The sequence below is a fragment of the Alkalihalobacillus alcalophilus ATCC 27647 = CGMCC 1.3604 genome, assembly GCF_000292245.2.
GTDB classification, from domain to species: domain Bacteria; phylum Bacillota; class Bacilli; order Bacillales; family Bacillaceae_D; genus Alkalihalobacillus; species Alkalihalobacillus alcalophilus.
In genome coordinates this window covers 1-12,550 of record NZ_ALPT02000028.1, presented here as the reverse complement: position 1 = coordinate 12,550, position 12,550 = coordinate 1, and the positions used below count along the sequence as shown (strand labels likewise).

At 37.5% G+C, this 12,550-nt stretch carries 13 protein-coding genes and 1 riboswitch; of the genes, 11 read left to right on the top strand and 2 right to left on the bottom strand.

Annotation, left to right across the window (positions count from 1 at the left end):
- Window positions 1–49: 49 nt before the first annotated feature.
- The 7 genes from BALCAV_RS09280 (at window position 50) to BALCAV_RS09255 (ending at window position 7,004) form a co-directional block, all read left to right on the top strand.
- Window positions 50–1,948 (top strand): ABC-F family ATP-binding cassette domain-containing protein, encoded by a 1,899-nt coding sequence (locus tag BALCAV_RS09280; protein WP_003321911.1) that lies wholly within the window; start codon window positions 50–52, stop codon window positions 1,946–1,948.
- 56 nt (window positions 1,949–2,004) lie between these two features.
- A riboswitch (TPP riboswitch) is annotated at window positions 2,005–2,105 on the top strand.
- Window positions 2,106–2,187: 82 nt separating this feature from the next.
- On the top strand, window positions 2,188–2,733 hold the full coding sequence (gene thiT, locus BALCAV_RS09275; RefSeq protein WP_003321910.1) for an energy-coupled thiamine transporter ThiT: 546 nt from the start codon (window positions 2,188–2,190) through the stop codon (window positions 2,731–2,733).
- 197 nt (window positions 2,734–2,930) lie between these two features.
- On the top strand, window positions 2,931–3,119 hold the full coding sequence (locus tag BALCAV_RS09270; protein WP_003321909.1) for a CsbD family protein: 189 nt from the start codon (window positions 2,931–2,933) through the stop codon (window positions 3,117–3,119).
- Window positions 3,120–3,380: 261 nt separating this feature from the next.
- Complete coding sequence (locus tag BALCAV_RS09265) at window positions 3,381–4,292, top strand: SDR family oxidoreductase (protein ID WP_200880887.1); 912 nt, start codon at window positions 3,381–3,383, stop codon at window positions 4,290–4,292.
- Between the two features lie 24 nt (window positions 4,293–4,316).
- Window positions 4,317–4,481 carry a hypothetical protein gene (locus BALCAV_RS22545; protein WP_003321906.1) on the top strand — a complete coding sequence of 55 codons (165 nt, stop codon included), beginning with the start codon at window positions 4,317–4,319 and terminating at the stop codon, window positions 4,479–4,481.
- Window positions 4,482–4,601: 120 nt separating this feature from the next.
- On the top strand, window positions 4,602–5,396 hold the full coding sequence (locus BALCAV_RS09260) for a carbon-nitrogen family hydrolase (RefSeq protein WP_003321904.1): 795 nt from the start codon (window positions 4,602–4,604) through the stop codon (window positions 5,394–5,396).
- 249 nt (window positions 5,397–5,645) lie between these two features.
- Window positions 5,646–7,004 carry an L-cystine transporter gene (locus BALCAV_RS09255; protein WP_412142529.1) on the top strand — a complete coding sequence of 453 codons (1,359 nt, stop codon included), beginning with the start codon at window positions 5,646–5,648 and terminating at the stop codon, window positions 7,002–7,004.
- A 46-nt stretch (window positions 7,005–7,050) separates the two neighbouring features.
- Here BALCAV_RS09255 and mreBH read toward each other — a convergent pair whose 3' ends face one another.
- Complete coding sequence (gene mreBH, locus BALCAV_RS09250; protein WP_003321902.1) at window positions 7,051–8,058, bottom strand: rod-share determining protein MreBH; 1,008 nt, start codon at window positions 8,056–8,058, stop codon at window positions 7,051–7,053.
- A 448-nt stretch (window positions 8,059–8,506) separates the two neighbouring features.
- Here mreBH and BALCAV_RS09245 point away from each other — a divergent pair, with 448 nt between their 5' ends.
- The 4 genes from BALCAV_RS09245 (at window position 8,507) to BALCAV_RS09230 (ending at window position 12,011) form a co-directional block, all read left to right on the top strand.
- Window positions 8,507–8,911, top strand: coding sequence for a thiol-disulfide oxidoreductase DCC family protein (locus BALCAV_RS09245; RefSeq protein ID WP_003321901.1), 405 nt, complete (start codon window positions 8,507–8,509; stop codon window positions 8,909–8,911).
- A gap of 281 nt (window positions 8,912–9,192) precedes the next feature.
- Window positions 9,193–10,560, top strand: a complete 1,368-nt coding sequence (locus BALCAV_RS09240) for a sodium-dependent transporter (protein ID WP_003321900.1) — start codon at window positions 9,193–9,195, stop codon at window positions 10,558–10,560.
- A gap of 133 nt (window positions 10,561–10,693) precedes the next feature.
- The gene (locus BALCAV_RS09235) at window positions 10,694–11,035 is read left to right on the top strand and encodes a hypothetical protein (protein ID WP_003321899.1); all 342 of its coding nucleotides are present in this window, start codon (window positions 10,694–10,696) and stop codon (window positions 11,033–11,035) included.
- A 79-nt stretch (window positions 11,036–11,114) separates the two neighbouring features.
- Entirely contained in the window at window positions 11,115–12,011 is an 897-nt protein-coding gene (locus BALCAV_RS09230; protein WP_003321898.1) for a polysaccharide deacetylase family protein, read from the top strand.
- Here BALCAV_RS09230 and BALCAV_RS09225 read toward each other — a convergent pair.
- Window positions 12,004–12,255 (bottom strand): hypothetical protein, encoded by a 252-nt coding sequence (locus tag BALCAV_RS09225; RefSeq protein ID WP_003321897.1) that lies wholly within the window; start codon window positions 12,253–12,255, stop codon window positions 12,004–12,006. The two genes, BALCAV_RS09230 and BALCAV_RS09225, sit on opposite strands and share 8 nt — an antisense overlap.
- Between the last annotated feature and the right edge of the window lie 295 nt (window positions 12,256–12,550).

Here is a 12,550-nt window from a genome sequence, read left to right as displayed (position 1 = left end):
AATAGGCATAGGAAAATGAGTCCAGTGCATTGATAAGGAATGAATGAGAATGAGTTTATTACAAATAGAACATTTAACGAAAACATTTGGAGAGAAGGTCTTATTTCAAGACCTTAATTTCTCCATTAATGAAAAAGAACGAATCGGTTTGATTGGGGTTAACGGAACTGGAAAATCATCTCTTCTAAAAGCGATCGCACGGATTGAAGAAGCTGATAAAGGTGAATTTATTCATGCCAATGATTTTCAGGTTGAGTACTTAGCCCAACAGCCAGAATTAGATTTGGAGCTAACTGTGCTAGAACAAATTTATTATGGAGAAACGCCTATGATGGTGACGATGCGCCGTTATGAGCAGGCATTATTTGAGTTAGAGTTATCAAATGATGAGAAAAAACTGCAAACATTAATGAAGCTTCAACAAGACATGGATAGGTTAGAGGCATGGGAAGCGAATACAGTCGCAAAGACGATTTTAACCAAACTGGGCATTAAAGAGTTTGGAAAAAAAGTTTCCGAGTTATCCGGTGGTCAGAAAAAAAGAGTGGCAATTGCGAAGGCTCTTATTAATCCAGTTGATCTTTTATTATTAGATGAACCTACAAACCATTTGGACAATGAAACGATTGAATGGTTAGAAGGATTTCTTGGTCAATATAAAGGTTCTTTTATAGTGATTACACATGATCGTTACTTTCTTAATAGAGTAACAAACCAAATATTTGAGTTGGACCGTGGTCGACTTTTCCGTTATCAAGGAAATTATGAAGTTTTTCTTGAAAAAAAGGCAGAAAGAGAAGCAATAGAAACACAGCAGGAAAGCAAACGCCAAAATTTATTAAGAAGAGAATTAGCTTGGCTGCAAAGAGGAGCAAAAGCAAGGACAACGAAACAAAAAGCTCGAATCGACCGAGTTCATGATTTAAAAGATCAAGAATTTAAACAGGAAACAAGAGAGTTTGATTTTGCGATTGGTTCCAAACGTCTCGGTAATGATGTAATTGAATTAAAGGGAGTAAGTCATTCTTTTTCAGGAAAAGAGCTCTTTTATCCATTTGATTATTTGCTTGTAAAAGGGGAACGACTTGGAATTATTGGGCCAAATGGTAGCGGAAAGTCATCCTTATTAAACATTATGGCAGGAAGAATTCAACCGGTAAAAGGTGAGGTTCATGTTGGAGAAACGGTCGAATTTGGTTATTATACACAGGAAGACCATGAAATTGATGGAGATTTAAAAGTAATCGAATATATTAAGGAAATCGCTGAAATCGTCTATACAAAATCAGGTGATGTTATTACAGCGGAGCAAATGCTCGAGCGCTTTTTGTTCCCGCGTTCGATGCATTGGACTTACATTCGTCGTTTATCAGGTGGAGAGAAAAGAAGGCTATATTTACTTCGGGTGTTAATGGCAGAACCGAATGTACTCTTTTTGGATGAGCCAACAAACGATCTGGATACAGAGACCTTATCGGTATTAGAAGATTATTTGGAACAATTTCCAGGTGTAGTTGTGACGGTATCTCACGATCGTTATTTCCTCGATCGGGTGGCCCATCATTTGCTCGTTTTTAATGGAAAAGGAGCAATAACTCGTTTCCAAGGTAGCTATAGTGATTATTTGGAAAAAGTGAATCAGGAGAAGGAACAAGAACAGCTATATAAACAAGAAGTAGAGAAAGCTCAATCAACTTCATCAAGACCTCAAAAGAAAAAGAAACTTTCTTATAAGGAACAAAAGGATTGGGAAACGATTGAAGAAAAGATTTCAAGCTTAGAAGAGAAGCTTGAAAGTATTGAAGAAGAAATTGCAGCAGCTGGAAGTGACTTTACGATGATTGAAAAGCTTCTTACTGAACAAAAGCAGCTTAACGATGAATTAGAAAAAGCGATGGAGAGATGGGAAGAGTTATCGTTATTAGTTGAGGAGTTTGAAACCGATTAATAAGAAAATAGTCTATCGCATAGATAATACTTATGTTACAATGGAAAAAATAATTAGATAACCACTAGGGGTGTCATTTGACTGAGAGAGGTAATAACCTTAACTCTTGGAACCTGATCTAGGTAAAACTAGCGTAGGGAAGTGGTGTTTACGGTTTTGGATAATATGGATGTAGTGTGTTCATATTGTGCAACGGATGACATTCCCCTGTGGTTACGCATAGAGGGGATGTTTTTCGTTTGGAAAGAGAACGTTTAGTAATTATGATTGAGGTAGCAGTTATTGCAGGGCTCGCAACGTTATTAAGTTTAGTAAAGATTAATGCTTTTTGGCCAAATGGAGGCTCGATCTCCTTAGAAATGATTCCATTATTTATTATCGCCTTTCGTCGTGGCTGGAAAGTTGGGGTATTAACTGGTTTGATTACAGGCCTTGTTGATTTATTAATTAGTCCGTATGTTGTTCATCCTATTCAACTCCTTTTAGATTATCCAGTTCCATTTTTATTACTTGGTTTTGCTGCTCTCTTTGTGAAAAAAGGTCAAGTGCCTAAAGTGACTACGCTTATTATTGGTGTGATATTTGCAACGCTTTTACGCTTTTTATCCCATTTTGCTTCAGGTGTTATTTGGTTTTCGGAATTTACGCCTGATGGATGGAATGATTTAGCCTATTCGGCTTTTTATAATGCCTCCTACCTTGTTCCGCAAATGTTGATCACTTTAGCTGTTTTAATTGTCTTTGTAAAAAGCTATCCACAGTTCTTTAATGTGAAAAAGATATAAGGAAAAGGCTCTTAAAAAGTTGGCTAATCAACTTTTAGGAGCCTTTTTGTTGGATTGATATTGCGCGCTGTTACGTAAAATTACCGCTGATTTTGATAAATGATGAAAAAAAGCGATTTTGTGTTTGAAGGTAATGGATAAAGGTAATTGCAAGAGTAAGCAACGATAAGAATTTTACTTTAGAGGAGGAGAAACAAATGGAACAAGTGAAATGGAAAGGCAAATGGAATCAAATGAAAGGTGAAGCGAAGAAAACGTGGGGGAAATTAACAGATGATGATTTACAACAAGTGGATGGAGACAAGGATAAGTTAATTGGGAAAATTCAAGAAAGATACGGTAAGTCCAAAGAAGAGGCAGAAAAAGAAGTGAATAGCTGGAACTAAAAAGATGAGCTGTTCAATTCAAATCCCCGTTTTGTTCAAACAATTCGTTTAGGTTAACAAGAAATTCACCTTGACGAATTGATTATATAGATTGACCCTTATACTGGCTATGCTAGTGTAGGGGTTTTTGGGTTTTGCATGAATCATTTCAAGACTCATATACATAGCATAGAAGTTAAATTGAGGAGGGATTATGTGTCAAAAGATGAACAGGAACAACTGCAAAAGATTAAGGAATTACAGAGAAAATTTTTAGAAACGATGCGCTCTACTCCTTATCCGCTTTACCGTAATTACGGTAAAATCACTCGGTATGAAGAAATACCAGTTAGTGCACCTGAACAAAGGCAATTAAGGCAGCCTGGTGTAGATGCATTAATGGTGCCTTTACCGATTTTAGAAAATCCTCATTATAAAGGGAGTGGAAAATTAAAGGATAAGGTTGCTTTAATTACTGGTGGAGATAGTGGGATTGGAGCCGCTGCCGCTATTGCTTATGCGAAAGAGGGAGCAGATATTGCGATATCTTATTTAGATGAACATGATGATGCTAATCGAACGAAAAAAAGAATTGAAGAGCTAGGTAGGCAATGTCTATTATTGCCTGGTGATGTTAGGGAGAAAAAGCAAAATGTGGCGATTGTTGAAGAGACGATTAAAAAGTGGAATCGTTTAGATATTCTCGTGAATAATGTCGGCATTCAATTTCAACAAAAGGATTTAACGGATATTACGGATGAACAGTTTGATGATACATTTAAAGTGAATATTTATTCTCACTTTTATACGACAAGAGCAGCCTTGCCGTATATGAAACCTGGCAGTTCGATTATTGGAACGACATCCGTTGTGACGTACAATGGAGAAGAACAAATGATTGACTATACAGCTACAAAGGGAGCGATTGTTGGATTTACTAGAGCTCTAGCTAAGAATGTGATTAAAAAGGGAATTAGAGTGAATGCAGTAGCCCCAGGACGGATTTGGACCCCTTTAATTCCTGCTAGTTTCACAGCTGATCAAGTTGCCACCTTTGGCTCATTAAACCCAATGGAACGAATGGCACAACCATTTGAATTGGCCCCGACTTATGTATATCTTGCTTCAGACGACGCTAGTTTTGTCACTGGTCAGGTTCTTCATGTGAATGGAGGAGAAGCAACTAATTCATAATGGACTGTGAAAGGAGGAGAAAGGATGCACTTTGAATTTAATCCTGAAATAACGTTGCTTTTAATAGACGAATCTGACGAATTGGTTACAATGCATTATATTGATCATTCTTGGACGATGCAAAAAATAGGCCCAAGACCGCCTTTTTATACGAATCCAGTTTATCAAAGTGATTTTCCGCTTATTTAACGAGAGCGATTCTGCCTCCTACTTAACAATACTTATTTCTTTTGCTTTTTATTTAAATACGCTAATCTATTCATAAGGAATAAGTTGAGGATAGTAGATGAAATGAGGGGTGGAATGGAAATGTTACATGTTGTATGCTTTCAAATGGATATTAGCCCAGGCGATCCTGAGGCCAATAGGCAGGCCGTTGAAGCTTGGGTGAAGGAACAGATGACCAATGATGAGAAGCCAGACATTTTAGTACTACCTGAAATGTGGACAACAGCGTATCGATTAAAAGATTTAGATAAAACGGCAGATGCACCAAAAGGAGAAACGATTCAATTTTTAAGTGATCTAGCTAAATTTTATCAAGTTAACATTGTTGGGGGCTCTATTGCTGTGAAGGAAGCTGGTGAGATCTATAACCGTGCCCTCATTTTTAATCGTGAAGGTGAACTTGTTTATGAGTATGATAAAATTCACCTTGTTCCGATGTTAGATGAACCGAAGTATTTGACGGGTGGCAGGCAAAAGGTTGAATCATTTACTTTGGATGGGCATAAGATGGGGATGATTATTTGTTATGATCTGCGCTTTCCAGAGTTGGCCCGCTCCTTAGCTGTTGAAGGGATTGAATTGTTATTTGTTGTCGCCGAATGGCCAGAGGCTCGTGCGATTCATTGGGAAGTATTACAGCAAGCGAGAGCGATAGAAAATCAAGTTTATTTGATTTCATGCAATCGAGTCGGTGAAGATGAGGGAACTTTATTTGCCGGCCGTTCTATGTTTATCAACCCGTGGGGAGAGGTTATCGTAAAAGGGACAAAAGATAAACAAGAGACTTTAAGAGCGAAATTAGACCTTGACGAGGTAGTGGAAATTCGTAACAATGTCCCAGTCTTTAAAAGTCGTGTTCCTCATCTTTATAAATAGGATATCTTTTAGTGAAGGAGCTGTTCCAAAGTTGGAGCAGCTCCTTTTTCTTGCCAATGAGAAGGGGAGTTTAACAGCGTTTAGCTATCAGAGAAAAGAAAAATAGAGATTAGAAATAAGTTAAGTCTATTTTTAATTAAGTTGAATAAAATAGATTATTCCTACTTAGATGGTAGGAATAATCTTGTAAAATCAACGATGATAAAAAGGGGGAGGAATGAAGTGTTTACCATTTTAAACATAATCATTATGCTATTATTTATTTTCGGTTTATATGTCATGCAAAAGAAGCAAATTTCCTTTTCAAAACGAGTTTTTACGGCGCTTGGAGTTGGGATTGTTTTTGGATTGTTGCTTCAGTGGGTATATGGTTCATCATCTGAGATTATTGCAGAAACGACAAGTTGGTATAATATTGTTGGAACCGGTTATATTCGATTTCTACAAATGATTGTCATGCCGTTAATTTTTATTTCAATCTTAGCTGCTTTTACAAAACTAACGATAACCAAAAATCTTGGGAAAGTTAGTGGACTAATTATTGCTATTTTAGTTGGAACGACAGCGGTTGCTGCGACTGTCGGAATCGTTACAACGCTTGGTTTTAACTTAGAAGCGATTGAAATTGAGCAAGGAGAAGCAGAGATTGCTCGTGGAGCTGCAATGGAAGAGAACTATACGAATAATGTGGAAGGTTTGACTTTCCCTCAGCAAGTGATTCAGTTGCTTCCAGCTAACCCATTTTTAGATTTTACTGGTGCGAGGTCTACTTCAACGATTGCGGTCGTTATCTTTGCTATTTTCTTAGGAATCGCTTATTTAGGTGTTAGAAGAAAAGAACCAGAACAAGCGGATATGTTTGCAAAGATTATCGATTCAATCCATGCCATTGTGATGCGTGTCGTTAGATTGATTATTAGATTAACTCCATACGGGGTGTTAGCGATTATGACCCGTACGGCAGCAACGAGTGATTTAGCGTCAATTGCCAACCTTGGAAAATTTGTTGTAGCTTCATATGTGGCCTTAATTGCCATGTTTATTATTCATTTAATGTTATTATTAATATCAGGTTTAAATCCAATTACGTATGTGAAAAAGGCATTTCCTGTATTAGCGTTTGCTTTTACTTCAAGAACGAGTGCTGGTGCATTGCCTTTAAATATTGAGACACAGCGAAAATTAGGTGTACCAGAAGGAACGGCTAACTTTGCAGGGTCATTTGGTTTATCGATTGGTCAAAACGGTTGTGCTGGAATTTATCCTGCGATGCTCGCTGTGATGATTGCTCCAACCGTAGGAATTAATCCATTAGATCCAGGTTTTCTCTTTACGTTAATTGTCATTGTGGCTGTTAGTTCTTTTGGGGTTGCTGGTGTTGGTGGAGGAGCAACATTTGCTGCTTTGCTCGTTTTATCAGCTCTCGATTTGCCTATTGCTCTTGCAGGCTTATTGATCTCGGTCGAGCCACTTATTGATATGGGTCGAACAGCTGTTAATGTAAGTGGTAGTATGACAGCAGGTACGTTAACTGGAAAATGGACGAAGGAGCTTGACGAAACTGTTTATAATGATCAAACTCAAAGATTAGAGACACAAGATATTTAAAAGGAAGAAATCCCGTAAGTCCAAAAGGGCTTTACGGGATTTCTTCTTATACGGTTGCTTTTTGGAGTTTATCGATAAACTTTAATGAACGACCAGTTCCGATTGCAACAGATTCTAGTGGGCTTGGAGCAAGGTGAACGGGAACAGAAATCTCATCTGATAACCACTCTTGCATTCCGTTGAGTAAAGCTCCTCCACCTGTAACCATCACACCACGATCGACAATGTCACCACTTAATTCAGGTGGACAGTTTTCTAACGTGGCACGAATTGCTTCTAGTAATTGCACCATAGATTCATGTAAGGCTGATTGAATTTCAGAGGATGTTAAGGTGATTGTCTTTGGTAGGCCATTCACTAAGTCGCGTCCTCTTACTTCCATTGTTAATTCTTCATGTTCGATTGGGGTATAACCAATTTCCATTTTAACTTGCTCGGAAGTTCGTTCCCCGATTAAAATATTGTATTGTTTACGTACATATTGAATAATGGCGTCATCAAGCTTGTCTCCTCCGACACGGACAGAGTTACAAGAAACAACACCACCGAATGAGATGATCGCAACTTCTGTTGTCCCACCACCGATATCAACGACCACATTGGCGATCGGTTCGCTAACAGGCAAATCAGACCCGATAGCAGCAGCAACAGGCTCCTCGATGATATGCACATTTTTGGCACCACAGCTACGTACGGCGTCTAAAATGGCACGTCGTTCAACAGAGGTTGACCCAGAAGGTGCACAGACGACGACATTTGGTTTTCTCATTGATAATCCTAATTTTTTACTCGCTTTTCTCATGACCGCTTTTAACAAATCACTCGTCACATCAAAATCAGCGATGACACCATCTCTTAAAGGACGAACAGCAATAATGTTGGCAGGAGTTTTACCGACCATATTTTTCGCTTCTGTACCAACAGCAAGTACTTCTTTAGTTTCTGTGTTTAATGCGACAACAGAAGGCTCATTTATAACAATTCCTTTATCTTTTGTATATACCAGCAAATTTGCTGTTCCTAAGTCTATTCCGATTTCTGCAGTAGACCACATAATAGCACCAACTTTTCTAATAAAAATATTATCTGAGATGTCATTTTAACAGGCATTTTGTCATCTTCATAGTGTCCTACAGCTTATCTTCTATGTAAGAATATGAGATTCTTTTGTGATTTTTTTAAGATCTAGCGTATTCTCAGGAAAGGTCTTCCAAAAAAACAGCAAGTAGTTATTTAGGAGTGGGTCTTTTGTCTTTGTAGGTGAAAAAAGGAACCTCATAAACCTTCAGAAAAGAAGGGATGAGGTTCAAAAATAAAGGGGGTGAGGAATAAAGATGCATTAATCTTTACTCGTTCAATAATGGTATACCCGCTCTTAACAGTTTAAAACCTAAAGTTTATAAATTTTTTAAAAGTTTATGTCAAAGGGTTTATCTATGCAAACAAATTCAAGAAGTTTAAAATATTAAGTAGAGTATGTTTTAAGAAATGAGGGGTTGGGAATGGAAATCGATCAAGAGGCGATTATTTTATTCGACGGAGTTTGTAATGTTTGTAATAAGACGATTGACTTTTTGCTTAAACACGATAAGCAACAGCATTTTAAATTTGCTTCTATTCAATCAAAAATTGGTCAGCAACTCATTCAAGAGTATAGGATTGACCCGACGGTTGATTCAGTTATTGTAATTGAGCAAAATAAAGCACATCTCCATTCAGATGCTGTTTTAAAAATCATTCCAAAATTATCATGGTATTGGCAATGGCTCCGCTTATTTAAAGTTGTTCCTCGAAGGTGGCGAGATCGGTTTTATTTTTGGTTTGCGAAAAATCGCTATCGTTTTTTTGGAACGAAATCAACTTGCCGATTGCCTACAAAAGAAGAAAGAAAAAGATTTTTGGAATAAATGGCATCTATATTCCGAACTTGTTTAAGGGAGACATGGGCATCCCAATCTTTACCTATTTAAAGGCATTATCAACTTTTTTTTATAAACATTACCAAAAATAGAAAATGAATATAGACAATAGTGCGAAAAAATAAACAGATTCTCATTTTACCCTTGTCCTAATGGTATTGCTTTGCTAATATAGGGACATTCGTTCATTTAAAGCGATAAAGTCTGATTGTATAATCATAGACAATTAATGAGAGTATAAGGAAGACTGTAGTATAAGAGAGAAGGGTATGAGAAGTGTGAGTCAACAACAAGAGCAATGGTCTTCGAAGCTTGGCTTTGTATTTGCCACAGCTGGGACAGCAATAGGGTTAGGAGCGATTTGGAAGTTCCCTTATATAGCGGGAACGAGCGGAGGCGGGGCCTTCTTTTTATTATTTTTATTATTTACCTTTTTAATTGGGTTACCTTTATTAATTGGAGAGTTTGTCTTAGGAAGAACAACTGGAAAAGAAGCAGTCTCTACTTATAAAGAGCTAGCCCCCAAATCGTTCTGGCCGATTACAGGATGGATTGGGGTTGTTGCTTGTTTTTTAATATTATCATTTTATAGCGTTATTGGTGGTTGGAGTTTACTTTATATTCTTGAAACGCTCACTGGTCAGATGAATAACTTAACAGTCGAGCAGTTATCGAATAAATTTGGTGAGATGATCGCAAGTCCATGGAGAGCTTTAGGTGCACAAGCTTTATTTATGCTGATGACGATTTATGTTATTTCAAAAGGAGTTCAGTCCGGAATTGAACGAGCAAGTAAAATTATGATGCCGGCATTGCTTATCCTTTTAGTCATCATAGCCGCAAGATCCTTAACTTTAGAGGGGGCTTGGGAGGGCGTTCAGTTTTTATTAAAACCGCAATGGTCAAATATACAATCAGATACGATTTTATTTGCTTTAGGACAAGCCTTTTTTGCTTTATCTTTAGGGGTATCTGTCATGGTTACGTATAGTTCCTACGTTTCGAAAAAACAAAACCTTCCATTAACAGCAACGATTATTGGGGTTATGAACATTATTGTTGCGTTACTAGCTGGATTAATGATTTTTCCTGGTGTCTTTACATTCGGACTTGAACCAAGTGAGGGTCCGGCTTTGATATTTGTTGTATTGCCAACGATATTTAATCAAATGCCGTTAGGAACCTTGTTTATGTTAGCCTTTTTTATCTTATTTTTCTTTGCTGCGTTAACTTCGGCTTTTTCATTATTAGAGATTATTGTTGCTACTTTTTCAAAAGGAGATCAACAAAAGCGTGTGAAATTTAGTTGGGGAATTGGTACCATTATCTTTATAGTTGGAATACCATCAGCTCTTTCATACGGCGTTTTAGCTGATTTTCAGCTATTTAATTTAACCTTCTTTGATTCTCTAGATTATTTAGCTAGTAATATCTTATTACCGGTAGGGGCATTATTAGTGGCTTTATTTATCACGAGAAAGGTTCCAAAAGAAAGGCTTTTGAATGAAATAAAACAAGGATCAAATGTAGGCATGCGCTTTTTTGCTTGCTGGTATTTTTTAGTGAAGTATATGATTCCTTTAGCAATTATTATCATATTTTTAGATGTACTTGGTGTTTTCCAGCTCTTTTTCTAGAATTTTAAAATTGTGCAAAAAGTAAAAATTGACAAAATTTAATCATATTTGGCTATGTTGATTAATAAAAGTCGTGTTATGATAGAAGCAATACAACAAGATGCATGTGAAGCATCAAGCAGGAGGGACTAAGATGGATAACAACAAGCTACAAGTTTACTTTGAGGAAAAGTTGGCTCATGCTAAAATTCAATTTGAACGAACAATTGATTGTAAGCACACAGAGTTTGATGATTTATACCCATACATGACTGAGCAACCACAGTTTTTTTGGTATAAACGTTATGTAGCATGGCAAGAGTTGTTGACCATTGTTCAAACTGTATCTGATTTAGAGTTGAATTGGCAACAGCCATTTACAGACAAACAAATTATCTTTGTAGAGGCCAAGGTAATGGATGCAAAGGTGCTAGATAATTGGTACGAACAGCAACAAGAAGAAGTGGAAACAGAGCAATCTTCTCAAAAAGAGTAAGGTGGCCGTACCCTAAGTTCAATTAGAGCTTAGGGTTTTCTTTTTGCCTGTAACGGAATCCGTATAGTTGGAGGCTATGATGAAAACAAAAATGATGATCTGTTTATTTAGTGTACTCTTTCTTTTAATCGCTTGTCAGTCAGAAAGCGAAATAGTAGAAATGGAAGATATGGACCTCGTTCAAGAAGAGCCAAAAGAGGATAGAGCTGGGAATGAAATAAAGGAAACGTCAGATTCAACGGTAACGGATTTATTAGCATCTATTCAACAAAAGAAAGAAATGGACTTAACGGAATATGAAGGACGAAAAGCAACAGAATGGGGAGAGAATGTAACAGGAGTTAAAACAAGACTACACACAGAGGAACAAGTAATCGCGTTGACATTTGACGCCTGCGGTGGACCATATGGAAGTGAGTATGACGAGGAATTGATTTCTTTTTTACGTGAAGAGGAAATCCCAGCTACATTGTTTATTAATAAACGTTGGATTCGTTCTAATGAAGCGATTTTTCAAGAGCTAGTGGCTGATCCTTTATTTGAAATCGAAAATCATGGAAGTGATCACTTACCATTATCAATCAATGGCAATGAAGCTTGGGGCATTGCGGGAACGAGTAGTATAGAAGAAATCGTTGAAGAAGTGCTTGAAAATCAAATCGCAATCGCTGAATTTACTGGAATAGAACCGACCTTTTTTCGTTCCGGAACGGCTTTTTATGATGAAATCGCGGTGGAAATTGTCGAGAAGCTCGGTTTACAAGTCGTCAACTTTGATGTGTTAGGGGATGCAGGTGCGACCTTTTCTGCTGAGCAGGTCCATCAGGCATTGTTGGGAGCACAGCCTGGTTCAATTGCGTTATTACATATGAATCAACCAAGCTCGGGAACAGCAGAAGGGGTTAAACGGGCGGTAACGGATTTATTAGAAGAAGGTTATTCCTTTGTTACTTTATCGCAATACGACCTTAATTAATGTTAATTTCCGCGTCTTCGTGATGGTACACACCGCTTAGTTCCGCTTCTATATCAAATTCTAACTCCTGATTAGTCGGGAGAGAATCATAGTTTTGAATAATTTTAAACGTTTGCAAATCTAATAAAAGATACGGATATTTATCATCCTCATCTTCAATAAGAGCATAAAGCTTATCATCAACAGTCGCAATTAAATCACCAGCTTCTTTAACAGAACGTTTTTTATGAATCGTAATTTCCATGAGAAAACCTCCTTTACTTATAAAGCGGAGTCCGTTTGGTCAGAAGCGAGAAAAAATAAGAACAGCTGATGAAGACGCTCTTTGTCTTCATTCAGATGGGCGATTTTTCTCGAGCTTCTAACGGACGTAGCTAGATTGATTATAAAGCGGAGCCTGTTCGGTCAGAAGCGAGAAAAAATACAAGATGGCTTTTGAAGACGCACTTTGTCTTCATAAAGACAGCTGATTTTTCTCGAGCTTCTAACAGGCGCAGCTAGATTGATTATAAAGCGGAGCCTGTTCGGTCAGAAGCGAG